This window comes from Ruegeria hyattellae, from assembly GCF_041537925.1.
Classification (GTDB): domain Bacteria; phylum Pseudomonadota; class Alphaproteobacteria; order Rhodobacterales; family Rhodobacteraceae; genus Ruegeria_C.
This window is the reverse complement of the sequence record NZ_JBGOSH010000005.1, coordinates 1-24,664: the sequence shown is the minus strand read 5'-3', so window position 1 is coordinate 24,664 and position 24,664 is coordinate 1. Positions and strand designations below refer to the sequence as shown.

The following is a 24,664-nucleotide window of genomic DNA, read 5'->3' as shown; positions in this document are numbered from 1 at the left end:
GGCAATGCGGTGCGTGCTGGGTTCAGACCGCCTCCAGCCGCAGCCCGTCGCGGGTGAAAGTGACCCGCTGGCCCTGACGGATTTCATCCGCAAACAGCGCCGACAGGCAGCGCAGCGCATCCGCTTGCCCCCGCGCGGCGAATGGTCGGGCAGAGCGCACATGCAGATTGTTGGCGAACTGGTTCGAGGCATGGGCCCAGACCATCGGGTGGATCTCGGTCAGGTGGTCGCGGATCAGCCAGTCGGCGGCGGCCGCGATCCGGGCGCGATTATCGCGACCCGGATCGTTCCCACCGGCCCCACCGGGCAGTGCAACACAACAAAAGGCGGTCAGCAGGTTGACCATCTCCTGATCAGGACGGGCGCGTAAAATGTCGCGCAGCCCGTCGAGGAAAAAGGTGACATCCACCCGCGCGCAGGCCCCTGCATCTAGCGCGATGGCGTCGAAATAGACCCAGGCATAGCCACCAGCTCCCCACATGAACTGGGTGCGCGCAGCTGTCCGGCGCGCCTCAAGCTCCAATGCGGTGTAGCTGCCGAACCAGCGTGGCAACATGTGATTGCCGAGCACGCGCATATGGCGCGGGTTTTCCGGGGCAAGATCGATCAGCGCCTCGTATTCATCGGCGACCACTGTGGCATTTTCCTTGCCACCGGTGCGCGCGGCGCAGCGAGCTGCCAGCATGGCCGGGCTTTGCAAAGCCGTGTCGCAATGGCGCGACAGCAACGTTCCGGCCCGGTCGAAATGGGCTTTGGCGCGGTTTTTGTGCCGCGCCGGGGTGGCTTCTGGCCAGTCGGCACCCCGCCAGGCCCAGCCCAAATCGATATGGGTCAGCGCCACGACAAGCGCGATCATCGGATCGCCACGATGATCCTGCAAGGCGGCTTCGAACCCCATCACGCCGTCCAGCAGAGGCCTTTCGTCCGCCACGGTGCCAGAGGCCAGCGCCCTTTCGACGGTCTCGACCACGTCGGCGCGGGCGCCGAAAGCCAGCAGGTCCACCGCTGGTAGTCCACCCGGGGTGCTGTCGCGCTGCGCCTCGGCCCGGCGCATCTCTTGCGCCAGATCGGACCAACGCTCCTGCCGGACCAGAAACCGGCCCCGCTCGCGGAGGATGTCGGCCTGGATTTCCTCATGCGCGCAGTCGTTGACCGGGATGTTCAGCCGGTCTTCGGCGGCAAAGGCGGGCGCGCAGGCCCCGACCCGCCTTATCAGGGAGTCTGCCGGTTTGCGCGCCCGCAGCCGCGCCGTCAGCGCCCTCAGCCGCAATCCAATCCCTGCCTTGTGTTTCAACATGCCGTTTCCCGCTCGCGCCGTTCTGGTTTCTGCGGCTGAACCTGCGGGCGGTTTGAGGCACAATCGTGGCCCGGAAGGGACGCAGCGGGACAGTCTTTGCGGTAATCTGGAGGTGCCGTTCTGGCATCCGCATCAATCCGTCAAAAGATCGTGAAATGATGCCGTTCCACGTGTAATCCCGCCTGTTGCAAGCGCGTCTCGAGCGCCCGGTGTGGTGGCAGACATTCATGGGGTAGTCGGAGCTTTTTGTCGTTTTGCAGGATCAGCGTGACCCGCACCGACAGGTCCCAGCGCGTATCGAAGCGGGCGGTCTTGATGCGGGCAAGCGGCACCTTTTGGGTCAGCGTGCCGGAGAACCAGCTCAGCTCCTGCCCGGTGAGGGTCAGGCCCGCCCGCCGGTCGGTCAGAAATTCATAGAGCGCGGGCAGGGTGACCAACACGCCAAGCGCGGCGATCCACCAAGCCAGGTCAATCGTGACGATCCCCAGCAGCAGTACGGCATAGACCAAGCCCAGAATGCCCAGCACCCGCCAGCTGCGGCTGCGGTGATGATGGTGGAACACCTCCGTCACCGCCCGCCGGGGGGGGGCAAAGTGGTGGCAATAATTGACCGCGTCTGGCGCATCGCTCAGGCGTCCAGAATGCGGCTGACCATCTCGGTCGTGTCACGCGACAGGTCGGGCGTTGCGGCGATGCGTTCAAGCTGCGTCCGGATCAGCGCGTGCCGGTCGGCGTCATAGCGTTTCCAGGTCTGGAAGGCGGAACACATCCGCGCCGTGGTCTGCGGGTTCACCGGATCGAGCCGGATCAGCCAGTCGGCCAGCAACGCATAGGATTTGCCATCGGCATGGTGAAAACCCGCATGGTTCATCGCCAGCGGTCCCAGAACCGAGCGGAACCGGTTGGGCGTCTTCCAGTGGAAATCGGGATGTTCGGTTAGCTTTTGCGCCACGGCGCAGGTCTGGTCGGGATCGGCCAGCGACACCTGAAGCCCGAACCATTTGTCGATCACCAGCCGATCGGCCTGCCATTGGCTGTAGAACTCAGCCAGTTCCTCCTGCCCCTTGCCCGCGCGCAAGAGCGCACCAAGCGCCGAGAGTTGCAGGGTCATGTTGTCGGCGCGTGCATATTCGCTGGCCGCCAGCTCGCCACCATCAAGCCTGGTGGTCAACGACATAACAACACCACCCAGCGAGCGCTTGCCGGACTGCTCGGCATCCGGTTTATAGCTGGCAATGACGCGCATCTGGCTCTGCAGCCGCGGCAGCACATCCTGCGCGTGTTGCGCCATCGCCTGTTTCAACGTCTCGCTTGCCCTCCAGATCGCCATCGGGTCGGGAGTAAGGCCGCGATCGGCCAACACACCTGCCAGTTCCGATTGCGTCGGCAGCCCCGCCATCAGGGCGCGATAGGCGGGGTCGAGGTCGTCATTGCGCAACACGCTGAGCACACCGTCCAGATAATCGGCCCCGGGGGCTGTGCCATCGGTGATCATGCTGAGCAACGTCTCGGTGGCCAGCACCCGCGCTGCACTCCAGCGGTTGAAGGGGTCGGTATCATGGGCCAGCAGAAAGCCCTGTTCATCGCGACTGACATCATGGTCCAGAATGACCGGGGCAGAAAATTCGCGCAGGATCGAGGCAGTGGGTTTCGCGGCGAGACCGTCAAAGGTGAAGGTCTGGCGCGCCTCGGTCAGTTCCAGCGTCTGCGTCTCGCGCACTTCGTCACCGTTGGGCCCAAGCAGGCCAACCGCGACGGGGATGTGCATTGGTGCCTTGCCGACCTGGCCGGGCGTATCGGGGATGTCCTGCGACAGGGTCAAGGAGTAGGTGCCGTCAGCCCAGTCTTCCTCGACCTTTACACGGGGCGTGCCTGCCTGTGCATACCAGAGTTTGAACTGGCTCAGGTCGCGATCGGTCACATCCTCGAATACTTTCAGCCAGTCTTCGATCGTGCAGGCCTGCCCGTCATGGCGCGCGAAATAGAGGTCCAGCGCCTCGGCATAAGCCTGATCGCCCACCAGTCGCTTGAGCATGCCGATCACCTCGGCGCCTTTCTCATAGACGGTGGCGGTGTAGAAATTGTTGATCTCCTGAAAGCTCTCGGGCCGCACCGGGTGGGCCAGCGGTCCGTTATCCTCGGGGAATTGCCGCGCGCGCAGGTCTATCACGTCGCCGATGCGTTTCACCGGGGCGCTGCGTACGTCGGAGGTGAACTGCGCGTCGCGGAAAACGGTCAAGCCTTCCTTCAGGCAAAGCTGAAACCAGTCGCGGCAGGTGATGCGGTTGCCGGTCCAGTTGTGGAAATACTCATGGGCGATGATCGCCTCGATCCGTTCGAAATTGCTATCGGTCGCGGTTTCCGGGCTGGCCAGAACGGCGGAGGAGTTGAAAACGTTCAGCCCCTTATTCTCCATCGCGCCCATGTTGAAGTCATCGACCGCGACGATGTTGAAGACGTCGAGATCATATTCGCGGCCATAGACATCCTCGTCCCATTTCATCGAGCGCTTCAAAGCGTCCATGCCGAAGGTGCATTTGCCCTCATCGCCGGGGCGGACATAGAGGTTCAGGTCCACCTCGCGGCCCGAGACGGTGGTGAAGTGATCGGAATGGGCCACCAGGTCGCCCGCCACCAGCGCAAAGAGATATGCGGGTTTGGGCCAGGGGTCGTGCCATTCGGCGAAGCCTTCGCCCTGATCCACCGGGTTGCCGTTCGACAGCAGTACTGGAAGGTCGCCGTTCACCCGGACGGTGAAGGTCGACATCACATCGGGGCGGTCGGGGTAATAGGTGATCTTGCGGAACCCTTCGGCCTCGCATTGGGTGCAGTACATGCCGTTCGACATATAGAGCCCTTCGAGCGCGGTGTTGTTTGCCGGGTCGATCTCGACCTCAGCCTCGAAGGTGAACTCACCCTCGGGGACCTCGCAGGTCAGGCCGGTCTCGGTCAGGGTCGGGGTGATCTCTTCGCCGTCTATTGCGGCCCGGATCAGCTTCAACTGCTCGCCATGCAGGAAGAAATCGCGGATTTCAGCGTCCGGTTTTGCGGCGAAACGGATTCGGCTGGTGACCCGCGTGGCGTTTGGGGCAAGATCAAAGACCAAGTTAACCTCGCGCACGTCGAAGCCGAACGGGGTGTAGTCCTTGAGGTAAATCGTCTGAGGTGCTGCGTCTCGCATGATAGGCTCCCTTGGCGTGGTGCAGATAGGTGTATCGCAGGCAGGCAGGGGCGCAAGCGGATTGAGTCGGGGCACATGCAAGGGCGGTTTTGGAAACGCGCAAGTTCACGATTGCATTCGCCCGTTGCCTATCTGAAACTCATTCATTAGATCGAAGTGGATAGAAAACCTTACCAATCGGAGGGCGGCAATGAGCGCGCGGGTTGAGAAGCACGGATTGCAGGTTGCAACCGAATATGCGGAGTTCATTGAGCAGGAGGCCCTGCCGGGCACGGGCGTGTCCGCGGCAACGTTCTGGGCCGGGTTGAGCCGCTTGGCGCATGAGTTCGGACCGGAAAACAGCGCCTTGTTGCAAAAGCGCGAAGATATCCAGCAAGAGATCGATGCCTGGCATGTCGCCCATCGCGACGCGCCCCATGATGCCGGGGCCTATAAGGCGTTTCTGACCGATATCGGCTATCTCTTGCCTGAGGGCGAGGAGTTCGAGATCGACACAGCCAATGTCGACCCCGAGATCGCGCAGGTGCCGGGGCCGCAGCTGGTGGTGCCGATCACCAATGCGCGCTATGCGCTCAACGCCGCGAATGCGCGGTGGGGGTCGCTCTATGACGGGTTTTACGGCACCGATGCGATGGGGTCTGCGCCGCCGTCGGGGGGCTATGATCGGGGCCGGGGCGCGCGGGTTGTGGCGCGGGCACGGGTATTTCTGGACGAGGCGTTCCCGATCAGCGGCACCAGCCATGCGGATGTACGGCGTTACCATGTGAAGGGCGGCGCGCTGCTGATCGACGATCAGCCGCTGATGCAGCCCGAGAAATTCGTGGGATATCGCGGCAATCCCAAGGCGCCGGATGCGGTGCTGCTGCGCAACAATGGCCTGCATGTGGAATTGGTATTCGATCGCGCACATGCCATCGGCAGCCGCGATCAGGCCGGGCTGGCCGATGTGCGATTGGAGAGCGCGATGTCCGCGATCATGGATTGCGAGGATTCCGTCGCCTGCGTCGATGCCGAGGACAAGGTGCTGGCCTATTCCAACTGGCTGGGGCTGATGAAGGGCGATCTGGAGACCTCTTTCCAGAAGAGCGGCAAGACGGTCAGCCGTGTGCTGAATGCGGATCGCGACTTCACCGGCCCAGATGGGGCGTCGGTGGTGCTGAAGGGGCGCGCGTTGCTCTGGGTGCGCAATGTGGGTCATCTGATGACCAACCCGGCGGTGCTGGATCGCGACGGCAGCGAGATTTTCGAAGGTCTGATGGATGGGCTGACCACCACGCTGATTGCCATGCACGACTTGCAACGCAAGAGCGGGAATTCGCTGCATGGCTCGGTCTATATCGTGAAGCCCAAGATGCACGGACCCGAAGAGGTTGCCTTTGCAGATCGCGTGTTCGACGCGGTCGAGGACATCCTGGGCCTGCCGCGTCATACGGTGAAGATCGGCGTGATGGATGAGGAACGCCGCACCAGTGCCAACCTCAAGGAATGTATCCGCGCGGCGAAGTCGCGGGTGGCCTTCATCAATACCGGCTTTCTGGACCGCACCGGCGACGAGATCCACACTTCGATGGAGGCAGGGCCGTTCAGCCGTAAGGACTTCATCAAGCGCAAGGGCTGGATCGGGGCCTATGAGACCCAGAATGTCGATATCGGGCTGGAATGCGGGCTGATGGGCCGGGCGCAGATCGGCAAGGGTATGTGGGCTATGCCCGATCTGATGGCGGCGATGCTGGAGCAGAAGATCGAGCATCCCAAAGCGGGGGCCACCTGTGCCTGGGTACCCAGCCCGACCGCGGCGACCCTGCATGCGTTGCACTATCACAAAGTCGATGTGCTTGCCGTTCAGGAGCGTTTGCGCGCCGGGGGGCGGCGGGCGCATCTGGACGGGCTGCTGGACATTCCGCTGGCCGCGTTCCGCAAATGGACGCCGGAGCAGATCATGCGCGAGGTCGAGAACAACGCGCAGGGCATTCTGGGCTATGTGGTGCGCTGGGTCGATCACGGCGTAGGCTGTTCCAAGGTGCCCGATCTGAACGATGTGGGGCTGATGGAGGATCGCGCGACCTGCCGAATCTCGGCCCAGCATATCGCCAACTGGCTGCATCACCAGGTGGTGGATGCGCAGCAGGTGATGGGCAGCTTGCGCAAGATGGCCGAGGTGGTGGACCGCCAGAATGCGGGTGACCCGGGCTATCGCCCGATGGCGCCCAACTATGACGGAATCGCGTTTCAGGCCGCCTGTGATCTGGTGTTCAAGGGGCGGACGCAGCCCTCGGGCTATACCGAGCCGGTGCTGCATGCGCGGCGGTTGGAACTAAAGGCCAGCCTTTGAGATTGACGGACAGGGCGGGAGCGAGGGGCTGTCTGTCCCTCGCGCTCCCCGAGGATATTTTTTTGCCAGAGGAAAGGACCAGATCATGGCATTGTCACTGAGGCGCGCACGCACGATCATTCGCAAGACGTTGGACAAGGGGCGCGAAATGGATCTCAAGCCGCTGTCGGTCGTGGTGCTGGATGCGGGCGGGCATGTGCAGGCGTTTGAGCGCGAGGACGGCGCGGCGCCGGGGCGATTCGCGATTGCTCATGGCAAGGCCTATGGCGCGGTGATGCTGGGCATGGCCGGGACCGCGCAGATGCAGCGCGCCGAAGGGCAGGCCTATTTCATGGCTGCTGTAAACGGGGTCTATGGCGGGCAGGTGGTGCCGGTACCGGGCGGCGTGTTGGTACGCGACAAGAAAGGTGCGGTGATTGCTGCTATCGGCGTCACGGGTGACACATCGGACAATGACGCCGCGGCGGCCCTTGCGGCGATCGAGGCGGTGGGTCTGACAGGCGAGATTTGATCGTCTTGCTGCAAAAATGGGTGTAGTCTCCGATCATCCGGATTGGGGGGAATACCGATGCTCGAGGGCGCCATGCTGGTTTGGTTTCTGCTCACGGGTGCGAGCACGGCATTCGTGGTTTGGGATTCGCTGTTCAATGGCGTGACAAGCTGGGTGCAGCGGGCGGCCTGGATATTGGTGACGCTCTATACCGGGCCGGTGGGGTTGTTCTTCTACCTCCTGACCTGCCGAAGGCCGTTTCCCGGCGGGCATGACGCCTTCACCAGCGCCACCTGGAAGCAAGGCGTGAACAGTGAGATGCATTGCGTGGCCGGGGACGCCACCGGCATCATCGTGGCTGCAAGCCTGGTGCATTTCCTGGCTCTGCCCAATGGCTGGGATATCGTCGTCGAGTATTCCTTTGGCTTCATATCGGGCCTTTTCATCTTTCAGGCTCTGATGATGCTGCCGATGTTCGGCAGCTATGGCCAGGCAGTGCGCAAGACGATCTTTGCCGAGACCGTGTCGATGAATTTCGTGATGGCCGGCATGATCCCGACGATGGTGCTGCTCTCCGCCACCTGGCCCGGTTCAGAGGATCCACTGACGCCGGAGTTCTGGTTCCGTATGAGCCTGGCGACCATTGTTGGTGCCGTTGTGGCCTTTCCCATCAACCACTGGCTGGTGGCGAACCACCTCAAGCATGGCTGCATGACGCTGCCCGGTGCGGATGGTCCGGCACCGGACGCGGGGCACCGCTCGCCGGAACTGGAGCGGCATGAGGGGATGGAGATGGGCGGCCAAATGGATCATGACATGGGGCACGACCACAAGATGGCCATGCGGTCGCTGCCGACCGGACAGGCTCTGGGCTGGGTCATCGGCACCTACGCGCTGCTGGTTGCGGCGTTGTGGCTGACCGCGCGAGTAACGCCGATCATGTTCTAGGTTTGGTGTAGCGACTCCGCCGCGTTATTGTGCAGCATTCCACACGCGCCTGCGCCATGGCGCAGATTGTGCATTGTTGCGAAGCGGATAGGGCGGCAATACAGTCAATCACAACGTGAAACCCAGTGCAGGAGCATCCATGGCGCGTCCGGTTGTCGGAATCATCGGCAATTCCTACCTGATGAATGATCAGTATCCGACCCATGCGGGCGGAACGATGAATTCGGATGCGGTGGCCAATGTCTCGGAATGCCTGCCGTTACTGATCCCGTCGGACCCGCGCTTTGTATCGGTCGAAGAATTGCTCGCGGTCTGCGACGGCTTTGTGCTGACCGGCGGGCGACCCAATGTGCACCCGGCGGAATATGGCGAGGCCGAGACCGATGCGCATGGCGAGTTCGACCGGGCGCGCGATGCGATCGTGCTGCCGCTGGTCCGGGCCTGCGTCGAGCGGGGGCAGCCGTTTCTCGGCATCTGCCGGGGATTTCAGGAGGTGAATGTCGCCATGGGTGGCACGCTCTACCCCGAAATCCGCGATCTGGCGGGGCGGATGAACCACCGGATGCCGCCCGATGGCACGCTAGAGGAAAAGTTTGCCCTGCGCCACGTGGTGACGCTGCGCGAGGGTGGGGTGTTTCACAAGGTTCTGGGCGCGCGCGAGGTCATGACCAACACGCTGCACGGGCAAGGGATCAACAAGCCGGGTGAACGGATCGTGATCGACGGAGAGGCCCCGGACGGCACGCCCGAGGCGATCTATGTCAAGGGCGCGCCGGGCTTTACCCTGTCAGTGCAATGGCACCCGGAATGGAATCCGGGCAGTGACCCGGTGTCGCGCCCGCTGTTCAAGGCCTTCGGCGATGCGGCGCGGGAATGGTCCGAGTCCCGACGCGGAATCGGATATCAGAAATCTGCCTGATCCGGGAGACAAGGCCGTTCAAACAGCCTTGTACCGGTCTCACACCGCCGGAAGCTCTGTTTTTCGCGTGTTCAGGCGGCGCGGTGTTCGGCGATCACGGGGTCGCTCAGGGGTTCCCGTTGGCCCGGTCGGATCACCTCTGAGTCATAGGGTTTGCGGTCGAACACCTCGCGGACCATGGGCGCGAAGAACTCCAGCGGCAGCGTGTCATAGTCGGGATCGAACGAGGCCTGATCCCAGCGTTCGCAGAACACCTCATTGTCGTCGAAACATGGGTGGCCGCGATGGCGGTCGCGCTTGTTCTGGTCAAACCCGTCCAGGTGATGCCCGTAATAGAGCATCTGGAAATCGCCATGGGTCTGGACCACCCAGGCACATTGTTCGCGCACGAAGGGTCTGAGGATCGTGGCGGCGTATTCGTCATGATTGTAGGGCGCATAGATATCACCGATATCGTGCAGCAGCGCCGAGACGACCCAGTCGGTGTCTGCCCCGTCGCGCCAGGCGCGGGTTGCCGATTGCAGCGAATGACCAAGCCTTGTGACCTGATAGCCTGACAGGCTTTCATCAAGCTCGACCAGCGCCTTGAGCAACCGGTCGGCGGTATGTTTGGTGTGGTCGATTTCATGCGCGGTGAGGAATTCATATTCTTCGCGCGTGCCGTCCTTCATCTGGGTGAACTTGACCTGTTTCATCCCGCATAAACCCCTTTCTTTTCTTTGGCCCCGGCCATCTTGGCGGCAAGCTCAGCCTTCATGACCTCTTCGTAAAGCGCCAGCGAGCGCGGCGCGAACAGGGTTTCGGGCGGTGCCATCAATGTAAAATTGCCATGCCGGTCCGCTCCGCGCGCGAGCATGGCATAGTCGCGGTCGGCCACCTGCTGGGCAATCTCAGGTCGGCAATAACGGATGACCAGGCCGATCCGCCGGTCATCGGTACGGTTTGCGCCCGAGCCGTGGATGGTCAGCCCGTGATGCAGCGACATCTGGCCCGGCTGCAACTCGATCGCAACCTTGTCTTCATCGGGCACATCGACCTTGATCTCCTGTCCCCGGCTCAGGAGGTTGGTGTCGCTGAACGTGTCTTCATGCGGCAGGATCGGGTTCTTGTGACTGCCCGCGACAAAATCCATGCAGCCCGAGGCGGGCGTGGCGGGCGACAGCGCCAGCCAGGCGGTGACCAGCCCGTCGATCTCGCCCAATCCCCAATAAGTCAGGTCCTGATGCATTGTGACGATATGTCGGGTTTGCGGTTCCTTGACGAAGAACTCGACCGCATAGATCAGGATATCGGGACCGAGGATGGGTTCGACCGCGTCCAGTATCCTGGGGTCCATCGCAACCTGATAGGCCATGGGCATCACGCAATGGGCGTTGATTTTCTTGTAGGTGTTGAGAGGGCGGGGCAGGTCGCTATCGGTCCAGTCCTGCTCGATCCGCTGGAATTCGGCGCGCCACCGCGCGGCCTCGTCCGTACCCATCACGGTGAGCGGGAACAGGAAACCGTCCCGCCAATAGGCCTGTGTCTGATCTGTCGTCAGGGTCGCATCTGCCTGTGTCATGGCTCGGTCCTCCGCCCGTTTGCGATTCTGCTGCGATCAGTGTCGTGGGGTGCCTGCGGCGGTGTCCACGCCATCTCCGACATCGAAATGGTCGCATCCGGTATGGTTTGGCCGCGTTGCGCCAGCATATCGCCGCAATTGTGCCCGATCCCCCTGTTAGGCTGTGCTGCATGGTTACAACGGCTCACGGCAACGTTCCTTGTGTGTATCTTGTCACAGACGCACCGGGTGCCCATGATCTAGTATACCTCTATATTGATCCCGCCGAGGCGAGGGGGCGCCGACGCGGATGTCGCAGGAGATTGTTGCCCCTGAGTGTTTGAGAACGGGTGCGGTATGGTTTTCTCACGGCTGAGTAGAAAATTGCTGGGATGGCTTGGAAAGCCGTTGCGTTCCGAGCATTCCGCCGAGACGGCGCATCGCCTGCCGAAGGTGCATGTGATCATCCTTGATGGTACTATGTCGACGCTTGAACCCGGCAACGAAACCCATGCGGGTATGACCTATCGGCTGCTGTGCGAAATGGGCGGTCAAGTGTCGGTATTTTATGAATCCGGCGTCCAATGGCAAAGCTGGCGCGGCACGACGGATGTGCTGTTGGGCCGTGGAATCAATCGGCAGATCCGCCGCGCCTATGGTTATCTCGCCTCGCGCTACAAGCCCGGCGACAAGGTGTTTCTGATGGGCTATTCGCGTGGCGCTTACGGCGTGCGCAGCCTTGCGGGCGTTCTGGACATGGTCGGGCTGCTCAAGGCCGAACACGCGACCGAGCGCAATATCCGGCAGGCGTACCGTCATTATGAATGCAACCCGCACGGCACGCATGCCGCGGATTTCGTGCGTGCCTATTGCCATGACGAAGTACCGATCGAGATGATCGGGGTCTGGGACACAGTCAAGGCACTGGGTCTGCGCCTACCGCTGCTCTGGCAGTGGGCTGAGGCGCGCCATGCATTTCACAACCACCAGCTGGGTCCAAACGTACGCCACGGCTATCACGCGTTGGCGCTGGACGAGTCGCGCGAAGTGTTCGAGCCAGTGCTGTGGAAATGCGACCCCAGTTTCAAGGGCCATGTGGAACAAGTCTGGTTTCGGGGTTCACACGGCGATGTCGGTGGCCAGCTTGGCGGGTTCGAGGCGGCGCGGCCGCTCTCCAATATCCCGCTGCTCTGGATGCTGGATCATGCCAAGGCGCATGGTCTGCCGCTGCCGCAGGGCTGGCGCATGCGGTTTGCCACCGATGCTGCTGCCCCGTCGGCGGGCACCTGGCGGGGATGGGGCAAGATATTCCTGTTACGCGGCAGGCGCCGGATTGGGCAGGACCCGTCGGAGCGGTTGCACGAATCCATCCCGCGTGAGATTCTGGACAAGGCCGAGGACGCACTGTCCTTGCAATCTCATGCGGTCAACTGACGACCTGTCTCAACCCCTTGGCAGTGACAGCACGATGCAGGTGGTTGAGCCGGTCGCATAAAGCCGCCCATCCTCGACGCCACGAATCTCTCCCCGCGCCACACCGGTGGATCGCCCGACATGTTCGGCCAGACCCTCACATTCGACTTCTGTGTCCATCGGGATCGCGCGGATGATGTTAATCTTGTATTCCAGCGTCGTATAAGCCGCCCCGGCGGGCAGGCGGGTCTGCACCGCGCAGGCCATGGCACTGTCGAGCAGCGTGCCGTACCAGCCACCATGAACAGTGCCAAGCGGGTTGCAGGTATCAAAAGTTGGGGCACCGCGAAAGCAGACGCGGCCTTCCTCGACCTCGTGCAATCGATAGCCCAGAGTCTTGCCGATGGGCGGTGCCGGCAGGCTGCCATCGAGAATGCCTCGGATAAATTCCAGCCCCGACATACCTGCCAGATCGCTGGCGCTGATCAATTCGTTGGGTCCTTCCGCGTAGAGCATGACCCCCCCTTCCTGCCGTTTCGAGCTCACATTAGGCGGATAGGGTGACCTGGCAAGGCGTTACGCGACGTTCTGCAGGTCCACCTTCGGCACGATCCCGAGCGCAAAACAGACATCGCGGGTCAGTTCCGGGCGGTTCAGCGTGTAGAAATGCAGCTTGTCGACGCCGCCGTCGATCAGGTTCGAGCAGAGCTCGGTGCAGACCGCGGTTGCCAGCAGGTCCTCGCGCCCGTCGCGGGTCGCCTTGTTGAAGGCGTTGATCAGCCAGTCGGGGACATGCGCGCCGCAGCGCTTGGCAAAGTTCTGCACGCCTGACCAGTTTTCGATCGGCAAGATGCCGGGCGTGATCGGCGCGTCGATCCCGGCCTTTTCACAGGCGTCACGGAAGCGGAAGAAGGTCTCTGCGTCGAAGAAAAACTGGGTCAGCGCTTCGGACGCCCCGGCGTCGATCTTGGCCTTGAGCCAGTCGATGTCGTTCTGGGCATCAATCGCTTCGGGATGCAGGTCGGGATAGGCACCGACGTGGATGTTGAACTTGCCGATGTCTGCCAGCGCCCCGATCAGCTCGACCGAGCTGGCGAACCCGTCGGGATGGGCCCGGAACGGGCCAGCGTTCTTGGGTGGGTCGCCGCGCAGAGCCACGATATCGGTCACGCCGGCCTCGGCATAGTCTTGGGCGATCTGCAGGGTCTCTTCGCGGGTGGCGTTCACGCAGGTCAGATGCGCGGCGACGCTCAGACTAGAGTTCTTGTGCAGGGTCGTCACCGCATCGCGGGTCAGATCGCGGGTGGTGCCCCCCGCGCCATAGGTCACCGAGACAAAACGCGGATCGAGCGGCGCCAGCGTCTGTACAGTATCCCACAGCCGGAACGAGGCCTCCAGCGATTGCGGCGGGAAGAACTCGAAGGAAATGTTTGGCGTACTCATCGCGTATATCCTCAATAGATTTCTCCTCTTGTCGCACATGCAGCATTGTGAAACAATTTCATAACTCTCAAGTATAACATGAGGTAGACATGAGGTTGATCCTGGCGATACTGCTGCCGTTTTCCGTGTTCTTCACGATCAGGCGGCCCTGGCAGGGGCTGTTCTGCCTGCTGCTGCAACTGACGTTGATCGGTTGGATTCCGGCCGCGATCTGGGCGGTTTACTCGCTCAGCCAATACAAGACCGAGCGCAAGATCGAAGACAGTCTCGGGCGCAGGAACTGACACGGCATGCATATCGAATTTCGCCATTTGCGCACCATCAAGGCCATTCATGAATATGGCGGATTGGCGCGGGCGGCTGACCAATTAAACATCACGCAATCGGCGCTCAGCCACCAGATCAAGGGGCTAGAGGATCAGGCCGGAGTCGAGCTGTTCGTGCGGCGCTCGAAGCCGATGCGGCTGTCACCGGCGGGGCAGCGTCTGCTGCGGTTGGCCGAACAGGTCTTGCCGCAGGTCGAGGCGACGCTGTCCGAGTTTTCCTCCCTGCGCGACGGGCGCTCAGGGCGGATGCATATCGCCATCGAATGCCATGCCTGTTTCGAATGGCTGTTCCCGGTACTGGAAGAGTTCCGCAAGAGCTGGCCGGATGTGGATGTCGATATCCGCCCCGGCCTTGCCTTCGATGCGCTGCCTGCCCTGCAGAAAGAAGATGTCGATCTGGTCGTGTCCTCGGATCCAGAAGAGCTGCCCGGTGTCGAGTTCGTGGAACTCTTTGACTATAATGCGGTTTTTGTCGCCGCAGCGACACACCCGCTGGCGTCGAAGTCCTATGTCGAGGCCGAGGATTTTCGCGGCCAGACGCTGATCACCTATCCGGTGGAACGCTCGCGGCTGGATGTGTTCAGCCAGCTTCTGATTCCGGCCAAGGTCGAACCGGCCGCAATCCGCCAGGTGGAGTTGACGGCGGTGATCCTGCTCTTGGTGGCGTCGAACCGGGGCGTCTCGGTCCTGCCGGACTGGGTGGTGCGCGAGGTGAAATACAGCTCTGACTATGTCACGCGCCCGCTGACAGAAACCGGCATTACAAGGCGGCTTTACGCGGCGATCCGGTCGGACGATATGGACAAGCCTTTCGTGCGGGAACTGGTCGATCTGGCGCGGGTTGAGGCGCGCAAGCTGCAGGCACAGTGACGCGCGCAGGCCCGCTATGCAAAACCGTCCCTTGGCAAGGCATTGGGGCCGCTATATACGCGCGCGGTAACCCGGACAGGAGCCTTTGACCAATGAATGGCAGCGCGAACCTCAACATCATGATCAAGGCTGCCCGCAAGGCAGGCCGGTCGCTCGTCAAGGATTTCCGCGAGGTGGAGAACCTGCAGGTCTCGGCCAAGGCAGCGGGCGACTTTGTGTCCAAGGCGGATCTGTCCTCCGAGGCGATCATCAAGGAGGAGCTTCGCGGCGCGCGTCCCACCTATGGCTGGATCGCCGAAGAAGGCGGCGCCGAGGATGGCGAGGACCCGACGCGCCGCTGGCTGGTCGATCCTCTGGACGGCACCACCAACTTTTTGCACGGGATGCCGCATTGGGCCGTTTCCATTGCGCTGGAACACAAGGGTCAGATCGTGGCCGCGGTGGTGTTCGACCCGGCCAAGGACGAGATGTTCGTGGCCGAAAAGGGCTCGGGCGCGTGGTTGAACGAAAGCCGCATCCGGGTGTCCTCTCGTAATCGCATGATCGAGTCGGTGTTTGCCACCGGTCTGCCATTTGGCGCGCGCTCGGGTGATCTGCCCGAGACGCTGCAGGACCTGGCGCGCATCCTGCCGGTGACAGCAGGGGTCCGGCGCTGGGGCTCTGCCGCGCTGGACCTGGCCTATGTCGCGGCGGGCCGCTACGAGGGCTACTGGGAGCGCAGCCTGCAAGAGTGGGATATCGCCGCCGGTATCCTGCTGGTGCGCGAAGCGGGCGGTCTGGTCGAGGCGGTGAACCCGGGCGAGAAGCTGCTGGAAAGCGGCGATGTGCTCTGCGCAAACGAGCCGATCTTCAACCAGTTCGCCAAGGTGATCCGCAACACCTGATCCGCTTAGCGATCTGACGGATGGTTCACGCCATCCGTCCAGGGGATGTCCCCGTGCGTGCGGGGATTGCCGCCGTCGATACAGCCCAGGTTGACGCCGCATTCGCGCGGGTCCGCGCGGCGGCGATGGTGAGTGTAGATGCCGCAGGTCTTGCAGAAGTAATGCTTGGCGGTATGCGTTCCCCAAGAATAGAGTGTCAGATTATCTTGACCTTTCAGAATCTTGAGGGACGCGGCTAATGCAGTGACAGCTGCCGCGCCCCGGCGCAGGCAGAAGGAACAGTCGCAGCGCGTGGCCGAGGCGAGGCCCTCGGGGAAGTCGGCCTCGATCTCAACGGCGCCGCAATGGCAGGTGGCTTTCAGAACGGTCATTTGCGGGGCACTTTCGGGATGCGGCTGGGACTGAATTTGTATTGATGCTCGGGATGTGGCGGGTGGCCGTGGGTCTTGTGCCAAAAGCTCGGCCCGCCCAGTTTCAACCAGAGCGGAATGCTCAGCACCAGCCCGACAAAGAAGCCGCCGGTATGGGCCCAGTAGGCCACGCCACCCTCGTCGGGGTTCGAACCGAGCCCGCCGATGAACTGCATCCCCAGCCAGACGCCCAGCATCACGTAGGCGGGAATGGCGAAGACGCGGAAATAGATGATCAGGATCAGCAGGATATCGACGCGGGCTTTCGGGAAGAGCAACAGATAGCCGCCCATGACGCCTGCAATGGCACCGGATGCACCCACCATCGGCACGATTGAGCCGGGTGCGCCCAGCACATGCAAAAATGCCGCGCCAATGCCGCTGGCAAGATAGAAAATCAGGAAGCCCAGATGCCCCATCTCGTCTTCCATATTGTCACCGAAGATCCACAGGAACAGCATGTTGCCTGCCAGATGCAGCCAGCCGCCATGCATGAACATCGAGGTGACATAGTTGTAAAGCGCCACACCATCCGAGGCGCGGGCCGGGATCAGCGCATAGTCGAAGAAAATGCGATTGATCCGGCGCGGGTCGTCCATCACACCGACATAGCTGAGGAAGAACAGCAGATTGGCCGCCATCAAGGCATAGACCATGTAAGGTGTGCGCCCGGACGGGTTATGGTCGCGAATGGGTAACATGGCGCGACGCTGTGCTGAAACCGGCCCAGCGTCAAGACAGGTTATCCGGCCCCGCCCAATAGCGCAGCGTTCCCGCCTGCCGCCGTGGTGTCGACGCAGACATGCCGCTCGCCGAGCACGCGCGCGCGGTCGGGCAGGCCGGGGATCAGCGGCAGGATGGGCCCCTCACGCTTGGAGAGATGCCGCTCGATGCTGCGCGCGGTCTCCGCATCACCCCACCAGAGCACGCCTGCGATGCCGTCCAGCGTTTCAAGCTGCTCGGAGGGCATCGCTCCGGTAGCACGGATCGCCATGCCGCCCAGATCCATCACCGCTTTTGCCTGCGTTTCGACTGCGGATGCACCTGGGCCAAGGCAGAGAAGTGGCGCGCGGGGGATCTCGCTCAGCCGGTTCGATTCACCGGTGGGACCGGGTAGGGAGCGGGTTGTGATCTCAGCCAGCGGACCGGTCGGGGCGGGCAGTTTGGTCATGGGTTGGTCCCATGCCTCTGTCGTGCTTTTGTGGTCAGGGGAAAGGAACCGGGCCATGTAGTGCGGCCCGCCCGCCTTGGGCCCAGTGCCGGAAAGTCCCTCGCCACCAAAAGGTTGCGAACCGACGATGGCACCGATCTGGTTGCGATTCACATAGATATTGCCCGCATGAACGGCCTCGGTGATGTGCTGCACGCGGTCGTCGATGCGGGTGTGCAGGCCAAAGGTCAGCCCGTAGCCGGTGGCGTTGATCGCGTCGATCACCTGATCCAGTTCCGCGGCTTTGAATCGGGCCACATGCAGCACCGGGCCGAAGATCTCGCGCTCCAGCGCCGCGATGCCGCTAATCTCGATCAACGTGGGCGCAATGAAGATGCCCTCGGGCGGGGTCGGCAACTCTTTCAGCACCCGGCCCTCGGCACGCGCCTTGGCGATGTGATCGGCGATGCCCTGCCGGGCCTGCTCGTCAATCACCGGGCCGCAATCGGTTTTGATCCACCACGGATCGCCGAGGCAAAGCGCATCCATCGCGCCTTGCAGCATGGCCAGCACATCCTCGGCGATGTCCTCTTGCAGGTAGAGGCAACGCAGGGCCGAGCAGCGTTGGCCAGCGGATTGGAAGGCGCTTTCGATGATCGACTGCACGGCTTGTTCGGGCAGGGCGGTGGAATCGACGATCATCGCGTTCAACCCGCCGGTTTCTGCGATCAATGGGCAGCCGGGGGTCATATTCTCGGCCATGGCGGCGCGGATTTTCAGGGCTGTGCTGGTCGAGCCGGTGAAGGCCACGCCACTCACCCGCGCGTCCGAGGTGAGTGCTGCGCCCACCTCCGGCCCGCCCGGCAGTAATTGCAGCACGTCACGGGGCACACCCGCCTCACGCATCAGCTGCACGGCGCGAAAGGCGATCAGCGGGGTTTGCCCGGCCGGTTTCGCCAGAACCGCATTGCCGGTCGCAAGCGCCGCCGAAATCTGGCCGGTGAAAATGGCCAGCGGGAAGTTCCAGGGCGAAATGCAGGTAAAGATGCCTGCCGGGTCACCTGCGGGGATGTTCGCGGCGTAATAGCGCAGGAAATCCACCGCCTCGCGCAGTTCGGCCACCGCGTCTTTCAGCGATTTGCCCGCCTCGCGGGCAAGCAGCGCGAATAACTCACCGTAATTGGCCTCGTAGAGGTCGGCGGTGCGGTTCAGGACCCTCTTGCGTTCTTCCGGTGGGGCATTCCATGGCTTGGCCGAGGTCAGCGCCAGATCCACGTCCGCGCTGCTGGCGGGCGCGAGTGTTCCGGGAGCGTCCTGCGGCAGGGCGGGGTTGACCACCGGTTCGGCTGCGTTTGGTTGGGCCTCTCCGGCCAGCAAAGGCATGGCGGACCATTTGTGGGTCTTGAATGGGGTGCGAGCGGCCTCGATGGTTTCGAGCGTAGGCGCATGCGTCAGATCGAATCCCATGGAGTTGGGGCGTTCAGGGGCGAACAATTCCGGCCCGGTGGGGATCGCCTGCGTATCTGCTCTGATCAGGTCGAACGGATCGGCGGCGACCTCTTCGGGGGGCACGTCCTCGTCCACGATCTGGTTAACGAAGGAGGAGTTGGCGCCGTTTTCCAGCAGGCGCCGCACCAGATAGGCCAGCAGATCGCGATGCGCACCGACGGGGGCGTAGATGCGACAATGGGTGTTGGCCTGTTCCATCACCAGCCCGTGCAGGGTCTCGCCCATGCCATGCAGGCGCTGGAACTCATAGGGCTGCCCCTCGGCCATATGCAGGATCGCGCTGACCGTATGGGCATTATGGGTGGCGAATTGCGGGTAGATGCGGTCGGTCATGCCCAGCAGTTTGCGGGCATTGGCGATGTAAGAGATGTCGGTGGCCGCCTTGTTGGTGAAAACGGGGAAGCCATCGACGCCCTCGACCTGAGCGCGCTTGATCTCGGTGTCCCAATAGGCGCCTTTCACCAGCCGCACCATGATCTTGCGGTCATAACGTTCGGCCATTTCGTAAAGCGTGTCGAGCACCAGAGCGGCGCGGGGACCATAGGCCTGCACCACGATGCCGAACCCGTCCCACCCGGCCAGCGCCGGTTCGCCCATCACCGCGTCGATCACCTGCAGCGAAAGGGACAGACGGTCGGCTTCCTCGGCATCCACGTTCAGCCCCATGCCCGCCGCCTTGGCCAGCAGTGCTAGCGCGCGCAGGCGGGGCACAAGCTCGTCCATCACCCGGGCCTCTTGCGCGACCTCGTAACGGGGGTGCAGGGCCGAGAGCTTGACCGAGATGCCGGGATTGGCGCGGATGTCGTCATGGGTGCAGGCCTCGGCAATGGCCGTGATCGCGCGGGAATAGGACAGGTGATAGCGGGCGGCGTCACCTTCGGTGCGCGCAGCCTCGCCTAGCATGTCGTAAGAATAGGTATAGCCCTTGTCCTCCATGCCCCGGGCGCGCTCCATCGCCGAGTGAATGCTTTCGCCCAGCACGAATTGCCGGCCCATCTCTTTCATCGCATGGCCGACGGCGGTGCGGATCACCGGCTCGCCCAGCCGCTTGATGACGCCGCGCAGCACGCCGACAGGCGATTTGGCCTCGTCCAGCACCTTGCCGGTCAGCATCAACGCCCAGGTCGAGGCATTGACAAGCGAGGAAGAGGACTGTCCCAGATGCTTGCCCCAGTCCGACGGTGCGATCTTGTCTTCGATAAGCGCGTCGATGGTTTCGGCATCGGGAACCCGCAGCAGTGCCTCGGCCAGACACATCAGCGCCACACCCTCATCGGTCGACAGACCGTATTCGGCCAGAAACACCTCCATCATGCCCGGCGCGGTGGTCGCGCGGATGTCGCTGACCAGTGCGGCTGCGGCGGCGCAGATGGCGGTGCGATCCGTAGCGCTCAGGGCGGCGGTCTCGGTCAGGTCGGCCGATGCGGCGACCTGATCGGCATAGGTGTGCTGGTCGATTGTGCGGCGCAGGTCGTGTGTCATGGTTCCTCCAGTCTCTATGTGCAGTATAATCGCAAAAATGAGGGCCAATCGCCTGAATTTAGGGCAATGTCGGTCTATCAGGCCGAATATGGAGGCAAAAGAAGTGCAAATGGATTTTCCCGACCTCGATCGCTTCGATCAGACGATTCTGAAGGTTTTGTCCGGCGACGGGCGCATTTCGATCGCAGATCTGGCGCGCCGTATCGGGTTGTCGAAATCCCCGACACAGGCGCGGCTGCGCAGGTTGGAAAAGGACGGCTTTATCACCGGATATCGAGCGCTGATCGATCCGATCCGGCTGGGGCTGGATCACGTAGCCTTTGTCGAGGTGCGCCTGAAGGACACCCGCGAAAAGGCGCTGGCTGAGTTCAACGCCGCAGTGCGCATGCTGGGCGAGATCGAACAGGCGCATATGATCGCGTCGAATTTCGACTATTTGCTCAAAATCCGGGCTCAGTCGATGAGCCAGTACCGCGCTGTTCTAGCCGAGAAAATCTCGACCTTGCCGCATGTGGCAAGCACCTCGACCTTTGTGGCGATGGAGGCGGTGAAAGAGACCGGGATGCAGGGGCCGCTGTAACGCGGGGCTTGACGCAGGGCCAATCCGCGCCAAGCTTGGAATATGCGACGCCTTGCCGCCTGCCTTCTGCCCTACCTGACCGCGACCAGCCTCGCCGCGGCCGAGACCTGCCCGGTGGCACCCGACCATTCCGCCAGTCTGGATGCGCTGATCCTTGAAGTGCAGCGTGCCCCGACCGAGGCGCAGGCGCGGCTGATCTCGAACCAGATGTGGGAGTTATGGTCCGATGCGCCCAATGAACAGTCGCAGGCGATACTGGATCGGGGCATGACAAGACGCTCGGCGTGGGACCTGCACGGTGCGCTGGAGGATTTCAACCGGCTGGTCGAATATTGCCCGGACTATGCCGAAGGCTACAACCAGCGCGCCTTTGTTAATTTTCTTCGCCACGATTTCGCCGAGGCGCTGGTTGATCTGGACCGGGCGCTGACCCTGTCACCGCGTCATGTGGCGGCGATGAGCGGCAAGGCGCTGTCGCTGATGGCGCTTGGCCGGACCGACGAGGCCAGTCTGGTGCTGGATCAGGCGCTGGAGCTCAACCCGTGGCTGCCCGAGCGCAACCTTGCCATCCCCGGTGGCCCGCTTGAGCGCAAGGGGCAGGACATCTGAACGGAGCCCGCTTTAACACATTGAGATTGCCCCTGTTCCGGTTTACAGCAGCAGAAGTTGCGGGCGTGGTGGAATGGTAGACACAGGAGACTTAAAATCTCCAGGCAGCGATGCCGTGCCGGTTCGAGTCCGGCCGCCCGTACCAGAACTCCAGGATAGTGCTATGAACAGACGGGCTTGTATGACAGGTGCGGCTGACCTATCTCGGAGGTCTGGAATGGAGATTTTATGTCCCGGTAAAGAGGGGAGGCGTCAGGCCTCCCGCTGCAAGATCAACAGCACAAGCGCCTGCTGAACCCGGTTCGGCTGGTCTGTTGGATTGCGTTCTCAGACATCTGTGAGACTATACACCCGAGCATGGCTTGGGACCCGGACATGAAAGTTGACCCAAATGACACGGGACTATTCCGCATTTCTTCCGCCGCACAAGCATGGCCTATTGCAAGACCGGGCCGCCAACTTCCTCGAAACCTATGGCTGGCAGGCGTTTTTTGCCCAGCAGATCAGCATTGAGGCACTTGTTGACACGCCGCCCGTGCGCGTGGTGGAAGTTCACCGCAACGCGCTACACGTGCAGGGCGAAGGCATCGACCGGACCATTCCACCGATCCGCGATGTGACCGTTGGAGACTGGCTGTTGCTGGACCAGACGCAGCCACAGGTCAGCCGGGCCTTGCAGCGCAAGACCGTCATGAAGCGTCGGGCGCCCGGCACCGACCGCCAGGAACAGCTGATCGCGGCCAATATAGACACCTGTTATGTGGTGACCTCCTGCAATCAGGATTTCAACATTGCCCGGCTGGAGCGCTATGTCGCGTTGGCCTTCGACGCGGGGATCGCGCCGGTGATCGTGCTGACAAAATCCGATCAGGTGGCGGATGCGCAGGCCTATGTCGATCCGGCTCGTAAGATTTCGGACCAGGTGCCGGTGATCGCATTGGACGCACGCGGGGACGAACCGCGCACCAAACTGGCTGGATGGTGTAAGCCGGGGCAGACGGTGGCGTTTCTGGGGTCGTCCGGTGTGGGCAAGTCGACGCTGACCAATGCGCTGGCGGGCACCGAGAGGGTGGAAACGCAGGCCATCCGCGAGGATGACGCAAAGGGCCGTCACACCACAACGCGGCGGCAGCTGCATCTGGTGCCGGGCGGCTGTCTGGTGCTGGACACGCCGGGCATGCGCGAGCTGCAACTGGCTGGCGCGGCCTCGGGCATAGACGATCTGTTCGCGGATATTCATGACCTGTCGCAGGCGTGCCGGTTCAACGATTGCACTCATATCACCGAGCCGGGTTGTGCTGTGCTGTCGGCGATCGAGACCGGCGCGCTGGATGCGAAGCGGCTGCAACGCTGGCGCAAACTGGTGGCAGAAGACGCGTTCAACGCGGCCAGTCTCGCCGAACGTCGGAATCGGGACAAGGCCTTTGGCAAGATGGTTCGGCAGGTCATGAAAGAGAAATCTGGTCGTACCCGACGGTAATCTCGACGCGGGCGCATTCCGGTTCTGCCGCAGGTATGCGGCTGCTTTTTTGTGACCACGACCATGCCGTGATCTGATCCGGATCAAAGTGGCACGAAGCCCCGTGGGGTAGGGTCTGCCGAAACCACCTATTCGGAGAGTTTAGCCATGATGCGATTGGCCTTTGCCCTGTTCACCCTCGTCTCAAGTGCCATGGCAGGTACCGGCGTTATCTTAGTGCTGGCCATGGGTAAGGTCAGCCTGCCCGCCATCCTCGGTTCTGCGGCGATCGGGTTCCTGCTGGCGATCCCTGCGACCTGGCTGATTGCCAAGCGGATCTATACCGCCACGAGCGGCTGATCAGGCGTCGAGATAGGCGCGCAGGTTGGCCTCGAATTCACGCGGCTTGTCGGCATGCAGCCAATGGCCGGCACCGGGGATTTTGGCAAACCGCGCCTGCGGGAACAGAGCGCGAATCTGTGCCCGGTGCTCGGGCAATACATAGTCTGATGCCGCGCCCGTCAGGAATAAAGTCGGACCGCCCCATCGGGCAGTGGTATTGGGAAAACCCATGATCTTGGGCATCTCGGCCTCCAGCGCATCAAGATTATAGCGCCAGCGCTTGCCCGCTACGTCGAGGGACTGGGTGAAAAAACTCTGCAGCGTCGGTTCCACGCCCAGTTCACCCAACTGTGCAGAGGCCTCGGATTTGCGTGTAACGGTGTCCAAGTCAACGGCGCGCATCTTCTCGATAAATGGCAATTGCGAGTGGCTGTAGGCCACCGGGGCAATGTCGGCGATGACCAACCGCCGGACCAGATCGGGATGGCTCAGCGCCAGCATCATCGCGGCCTTGCCGCCCATGGAATGGCCCAGCACATCGAAGGGTGCGCCGAAATGCTCGATCACCTCGGCCAGATCTTCGGCCAGCTCCGGATAGCCATGGGCGTCATGCCAGGGGCTGTCGCCATGGTTGCGCATATCGACGGCCACCACTCGACGGCTGTCCGACAACCGTTTTGCGATCACCCCCCAGTTCCGGGCCGAACCATAGAGGCCATGGGCAATCAGCAGCGGAGGGCGGTCGGTGGGGGAGCCGTGCAGGATCATATTCAGCATGGACCTTTGATAGCCATGGCGGATCGCCGCCGCCAGCCCCCATTGTCGCCACACGCGCCCCGGTGTAGTTTGCGCGGCGGAGTGAGAGTGAGATGGCCGAACAGATCAGCGTCGAAGAACAGATCGCGCAGACGATTGCATTGTTGCGGGCAAAGCTTGGCGTGCGCGGCAAGACCTTGGCGGCGGCCCTGCGCCGGGCGCGACACCGGCTGCCGAGGCGGGTCTACAAGCAGGCCCTCCTGCTGGCGCAGGTCGAAGATCGCGCGGCACATCCGAAATTGCGCCTGACCCTGGACAGCCCCGCGCTGGCGGGGGCCGCGGAAAAGGTGCAGGCCCATCTTGATGCGATCAGCCTGACAGAGCGCCGCAAAGGCTGGCTTCTGGGCATGCTGGGCGGTCTGGTTTTCAACCTTCTGATTCTGGCGGTGCTGCTGCTCTTGGTGCTGCTGTGGCGCGGGTTTGTCTAAACACCTGTCATCCATGAAAAAAGGCGACGCTGGGCGCGTCGCCTTCTGGTAGCTTACTTCGGTCCTGTTCAGAGGTTTGGATAGATCGGGAAGCGGGCGCAGAGGTCGGCGACCTCGGTCTTGACCTTTGCCTCGACCGCGGCGTTGCCATCTTCGCCATTGGCCGCCAGCCCGTCGACCACCTCGATGATCCAGTCGGCGATCTGGCGGAATTCAGGCTCGCCGAAGCCGCGGGT

Annotated in this window: 24 protein-coding genes, 1 tRNA gene and 1 pseudogene; 14 read left to right on the top strand and 12 right to left on the bottom strand. The window is 62.5% G+C overall.

Going from position 1 to position 24,664, the window contains the following annotated elements; translation table 11 throughout:
- Nucleotides 1-22: 22 nt before the first annotated feature.
- The 3 genes from AB1E33_RS13450 to pepN form a co-directional block, all read right to left on the bottom strand.
- On the bottom strand, nt 23-1,297 hold the full coding sequence (locus AB1E33_RS13450) for a hypothetical protein (protein WP_372577795.1): 1,275 nt from the start codon (nt 1,295-1,297) through the stop codon (nt 23-25).
- A 140-nt stretch (nt 1,298-1,437) separates the two neighbouring features.
- Nucleotides 1,438-1,860, bottom strand: a complete 423-nt coding sequence (locus AB1E33_RS13445; protein ID WP_372577794.1) for a hypothetical protein — start codon at nt 1,858-1,860, stop codon at nt 1,438-1,440.
- Nucleotides 1,861-1,925: 65 nt separating this feature from the next.
- Nucleotides 1,926-4,478 (bottom strand): aminopeptidase N, encoded by a 2,553-nt coding sequence (pepN, locus tag AB1E33_RS13440; RefSeq protein WP_372577793.1) that lies wholly within the window; start codon nt 4,476-4,478, stop codon nt 1,926-1,928.
- 190 nt (nt 4,479-4,668) lie between these two features.
- Here pepN and AB1E33_RS13435 point away from each other — a divergent pair, with 190 nt between their 5' ends.
- From AB1E33_RS13435 to AB1E33_RS13420, 4 genes are all read left to right on the top strand, one after another.
- A complete protein-coding gene (locus AB1E33_RS13435; RefSeq protein ID WP_372577792.1) occupies nt 4,669-6,810 on the top strand; it encodes a malate synthase G in 2,142 nt (713 codons plus the stop codon).
- Between the two features lie 85 nt (nt 6,811-6,895).
- Nucleotides 6,896-7,321, top strand: coding sequence for a GlcG/HbpS family heme-binding protein (locus AB1E33_RS13430; protein WP_372577791.1), 426 nt, complete (start codon nt 6,896-6,898; stop codon nt 7,319-7,321).
- 72 nt (nt 7,322-7,393) lie between these two features.
- A complete protein-coding gene (locus AB1E33_RS13425) occupies nt 7,394-8,248 on the top strand; it encodes a DUF4396 domain-containing protein (RefSeq protein WP_372577790.1) in 855 nt (284 codons plus the stop codon).
- A 139-nt stretch (nt 8,249-8,387) separates the two neighbouring features.
- The gene (locus AB1E33_RS13420) at nt 8,388-9,167 is read left to right on the top strand and encodes a gamma-glutamyl-gamma-aminobutyrate hydrolase family protein (protein ID WP_372577789.1); all 780 of its coding nucleotides are present in this window, start codon (nt 8,388-8,390) and stop codon (nt 9,165-9,167) included.
- Nucleotides 9,168-9,238: 71 nt separating this feature from the next.
- On the opposite strand, the gene AB1E33_RS13415 is transcribed toward AB1E33_RS13420, so the two are convergent.
- Nucleotides 9,239-9,862, bottom strand: coding sequence for an HD domain-containing protein (locus AB1E33_RS13415; protein ID WP_372577788.1), 624 nt, complete (start codon nt 9,860-9,862; stop codon nt 9,239-9,241).
- A complete protein-coding gene (locus tag AB1E33_RS13410) occupies nt 9,859-10,728 on the bottom strand; it encodes a phytanoyl-CoA dioxygenase family protein (protein WP_372577787.1) in 870 nt (289 codons plus the stop codon). The genes AB1E33_RS13415 and AB1E33_RS13410 overlap by 4 nt, the downstream gene beginning before the upstream one ends.
- Before the next feature lie 336 nt (nt 10,729-11,064).
- Between AB1E33_RS13410 and AB1E33_RS13405 the strand changes: the two genes are divergently transcribed.
- Entirely contained in the window at nt 11,065-12,141 is a 1,077-nt protein-coding gene (locus AB1E33_RS13405; RefSeq protein WP_372577786.1) for a T6SS phospholipase effector Tle1-like catalytic domain-containing protein, read from the top strand.
- A 9-nt stretch (nt 12,142-12,150) separates the two neighbouring features.
- Here AB1E33_RS13405 and AB1E33_RS13400 read toward each other — a convergent pair whose 3' ends face one another.
- Together AB1E33_RS13400 and metF are read right to left on the bottom strand one after the other, a co-directional pair.
- Nucleotides 12,151-12,636 carry a PaaI family thioesterase gene (locus AB1E33_RS13400; RefSeq protein ID WP_372577785.1) on the bottom strand — a complete coding sequence of 162 codons (486 nt, stop codon included), beginning with the start codon at nt 12,634-12,636 and terminating at the stop codon, nt 12,151-12,153.
- Nucleotides 12,637-12,696: 60 nt separating this feature from the next.
- Nucleotides 12,697-13,563: a methylenetetrahydrofolate reductase [NAD(P)H] gene (gene metF, locus AB1E33_RS13395; protein ID WP_372577784.1), complete on the bottom strand. Its 867-nt coding sequence runs from the start codon at nt 13,561-13,563 to the stop codon at nt 12,697-12,699.
- A gap of 89 nt (nt 13,564-13,652) precedes the next feature.
- Here metF and AB1E33_RS13390 point away from each other — a divergent pair, with 89 nt between their 5' ends.
- The 3 genes from AB1E33_RS13390 to AB1E33_RS13380 all read left to right on the top strand — a co-directional run bounded on the left by AB1E33_RS13390 (nt 13,653) and on the right by AB1E33_RS13380 (nt 15,643).
- Entirely contained in the window at nt 13,653-13,847 is a 195-nt protein-coding gene (locus AB1E33_RS13390) for a YqaE/Pmp3 family membrane protein (RefSeq protein WP_372577783.1), read from the top strand.
- Between the two features lie 6 nt (nt 13,848-13,853).
- Nucleotides 13,854-14,759, top strand: a complete 906-nt coding sequence (locus AB1E33_RS13385) for a LysR family transcriptional regulator (protein WP_372577782.1) — start codon at nt 13,854-13,856, stop codon at nt 14,757-14,759.
- A 92-nt stretch (nt 14,760-14,851) separates the two neighbouring features.
- Complete coding sequence (locus tag AB1E33_RS13380) at nt 14,852-15,643, top strand: inositol monophosphatase family protein (protein ID WP_372577781.1); 792 nt, start codon at nt 14,852-14,854, stop codon at nt 15,641-15,643.
- A gap of 5 nt (nt 15,644-15,648) precedes the next feature.
- On the opposite strand, the gene AB1E33_RS13375 is transcribed toward AB1E33_RS13380, so the two are convergent.
- From AB1E33_RS13375 to putA, 3 genes are read right to left on the bottom strand one after another with little or no spacing between them, the layout of a single operon-like run.
- Entirely contained in the window at nt 15,649-16,014 is a 366-nt protein-coding gene (locus AB1E33_RS13375) for a GFA family protein (protein WP_372577780.1), read from the bottom strand.
- Nucleotides 16,011-16,754, bottom strand: coding sequence for a rhomboid family intramembrane serine protease (locus AB1E33_RS13370; protein ID WP_372577779.1), 744 nt, complete (start codon nt 16,752-16,754; stop codon nt 16,011-16,013). Before AB1E33_RS13370 ends, AB1E33_RS13375 begins: the two co-directional genes overlap by 4 nt.
- A gap of 41 nt (nt 16,755-16,795) precedes the next feature.
- Complete coding sequence (gene putA, locus AB1E33_RS13365) at nt 16,796-20,194, bottom strand: bifunctional proline dehydrogenase/L-glutamate gamma-semialdehyde dehydrogenase PutA (protein WP_372577778.1); 3,399 nt, start codon at nt 20,192-20,194, stop codon at nt 16,796-16,798.
- Between the two features lie 109 nt (nt 20,195-20,303).
- Here putA and AB1E33_RS13360 point away from each other — a divergent pair, with 109 nt between their 5' ends.
- The 5 genes from AB1E33_RS13360 to AB1E33_RS13340 all read left to right on the top strand — a co-directional run bounded on the left by AB1E33_RS13360 (nt 20,304) and on the right by AB1E33_RS13340 (nt 23,202).
- A complete protein-coding gene (locus AB1E33_RS13360; RefSeq protein ID WP_372577777.1) occupies nt 20,304-20,774 on the top strand; it encodes an Lrp/AsnC family transcriptional regulator in 471 nt (156 codons plus the stop codon).
- 42 nt (nt 20,775-20,816) lie between these two features.
- A complete protein-coding gene (locus AB1E33_RS13355; protein ID WP_372577776.1) occupies nt 20,817-21,383 on the top strand; it encodes a tetratricopeptide repeat protein in 567 nt (188 codons plus the stop codon).
- A gap of 59 nt (nt 21,384-21,442) precedes the next feature.
- Nucleotides 21,443-21,528 (top strand) — tRNA-Leu (locus tag AB1E33_RS13350).
- Nucleotides 21,529-21,774: 246 nt separating this feature from the next.
- The gene (rsgA, locus tag AB1E33_RS13345) at nt 21,775-22,863 is read left to right on the top strand and encodes a ribosome small subunit-dependent GTPase A (RefSeq protein WP_372578162.1); all 1,089 of its coding nucleotides are present in this window, start codon (nt 21,775-21,777) and stop codon (nt 22,861-22,863) included.
- A gap of 147 nt (nt 22,864-23,010) precedes the next feature.
- Nucleotides 23,011-23,202, top strand: a complete 192-nt coding sequence (locus AB1E33_RS13340; protein WP_372577775.1) for a hypothetical protein — start codon at nt 23,011-23,013, stop codon at nt 23,200-23,202.
- Here AB1E33_RS13340 and AB1E33_RS13335 read toward each other — a convergent pair whose 3' ends face one another.
- On the bottom strand, nt 23,203-23,961 hold the full coding sequence (locus AB1E33_RS13335; RefSeq protein WP_372577774.1) for an alpha/beta fold hydrolase: 759 nt from the start codon (nt 23,959-23,961) through the stop codon (nt 23,203-23,205). It lies immediately after the preceding gene.
- Nucleotides 23,962-24,053: 92 nt separating this feature from the next.
- Between AB1E33_RS13335 and AB1E33_RS13330 the strand changes: the two genes are divergently transcribed.
- Nucleotides 24,054-24,428, top strand: a complete 375-nt coding sequence (locus tag AB1E33_RS13330) for a hypothetical protein (RefSeq protein WP_372577773.1) — start codon at nt 24,054-24,056, stop codon at nt 24,426-24,428.
- 68 nt (nt 24,429-24,496) lie between these two features.
- Here the strand turns inward: AB1E33_RS13330 and glyA are convergent.
- Nucleotides 24,497-24,664 (bottom strand): annotated as a pseudogene (gene glyA, locus AB1E33_RS13325) (serine hydroxymethyltransferase); the annotation flags it as partial.

Bases quoted from the DNA above. Each gene is read 5' to 3' on its own strand.
- AB1E33_RS13450 (WP_372577795.1), bottom strand. From the start codon at position 1,297: ATGTTGAAACACAAGGCAGGGATTGGATTGCGGCTGAGGGCGCTGACG.
- pepN (WP_372577793.1), bottom strand. From the start codon at position 4,478: ATGCGAGACGCAGCACCTCAGACGATTTACCTCAAGGACTACACCCCG.
- AB1E33_RS13435 (WP_372577792.1), top strand. From the start codon at position 4,669: ATGAGCGCGCGGGTTGAGAAGCACGGATTGCAGGTTGCAACCGAATAT.
- AB1E33_RS13430 (WP_372577791.1), top strand. From the start codon at position 6,896: ATGGCATTGTCACTGAGGCGCGCACGCACGATCATTCGCAAGACGTTG.
- AB1E33_RS13425 (WP_372577790.1), top strand. From the start codon at position 7,394: ATGCTGGTTTGGTTTCTGCTCACGGGTGCGAGCACGGCATTCGTGGTT.
- AB1E33_RS13420 (WP_372577789.1), top strand. From the start codon at position 8,388: ATGGCGCGTCCGGTTGTCGGAATCATCGGCAATTCCTACCTGATGAAT.
- AB1E33_RS13415 (WP_372577788.1), bottom strand. From the start codon at position 9,862: ATGAAACAGGTCAAGTTCACCCAGATGAAGGACGGCACGCGCGAAGAA.
- AB1E33_RS13410 (WP_372577787.1), bottom strand. From the start codon at position 10,728: ATGACACAGGCAGATGCGACCCTGACGACAGATCAGACACAGGCCTAT.
- AB1E33_RS13405 (WP_372577786.1), top strand. From the start codon at position 11,065: ATGGTTTTCTCACGGCTGAGTAGAAAATTGCTGGGATGGCTTGGAAAG.
- AB1E33_RS13400 (WP_372577785.1), bottom strand. From the start codon at position 12,636: ATGCTCTACGCGGAAGGACCCAACGAATTGATCAGCGCCAGCGATCTG.
- metF (WP_372577784.1), bottom strand. From the start codon at position 13,563: ATGAGTACGCCAAACATTTCCTTCGAGTTCTTCCCGCCGCAATCGCTG.
- AB1E33_RS13390 (WP_372577783.1), top strand. From the start codon at position 13,653: ATGAGGTTGATCCTGGCGATACTGCTGCCGTTTTCCGTGTTCTTCACG.
- AB1E33_RS13385 (WP_372577782.1), top strand. From the start codon at position 13,854: ATGCATATCGAATTTCGCCATTTGCGCACCATCAAGGCCATTCATGAA.
- AB1E33_RS13380 (WP_372577781.1), top strand. From the start codon at position 14,852: ATGAATGGCAGCGCGAACCTCAACATCATGATCAAGGCTGCCCGCAAG.
- AB1E33_RS13375 (WP_372577780.1), bottom strand. From the start codon at position 16,014: ATGACCGTTCTGAAAGCCACCTGCCATTGCGGCGCCGTTGAGATCGAG.
- AB1E33_RS13370 (WP_372577779.1), bottom strand. From the start codon at position 16,754: ATGTTACCCATTCGCGACCATAACCCGTCCGGGCGCACACCTTACATG.
- putA (WP_372577778.1), bottom strand. From the start codon at position 20,194: ATGACACACGACCTGCGCCGCACAATCGACCAGCACACCTATGCCGAT.
- AB1E33_RS13360 (WP_372577777.1), top strand. From the start codon at position 20,304: ATGGATTTTCCCGACCTCGATCGCTTCGATCAGACGATTCTGAAGGTT.
- AB1E33_RS13355 (WP_372577776.1), top strand. From the start codon at position 20,817: ATGCGACGCCTTGCCGCCTGCCTTCTGCCCTACCTGACCGCGACCAGC.
- rsgA (WP_372578162.1), top strand. From the start codon at position 21,775: ATGACACGGGACTATTCCGCATTTCTTCCGCCGCACAAGCATGGCCTA.
- AB1E33_RS13340 (WP_372577775.1), top strand. From the start codon at position 23,011: ATGATGCGATTGGCCTTTGCCCTGTTCACCCTCGTCTCAAGTGCCATG.
- AB1E33_RS13335 (WP_372577774.1), bottom strand. From the start codon at position 23,961: ATGCTGAATATGATCCTGCACGGCTCCCCCACCGACCGCCCTCCGCTG.
- AB1E33_RS13330 (WP_372577773.1), top strand. From the start codon at position 24,054: ATGGCCGAACAGATCAGCGTCGAAGAACAGATCGCGCAGACGATTGCA.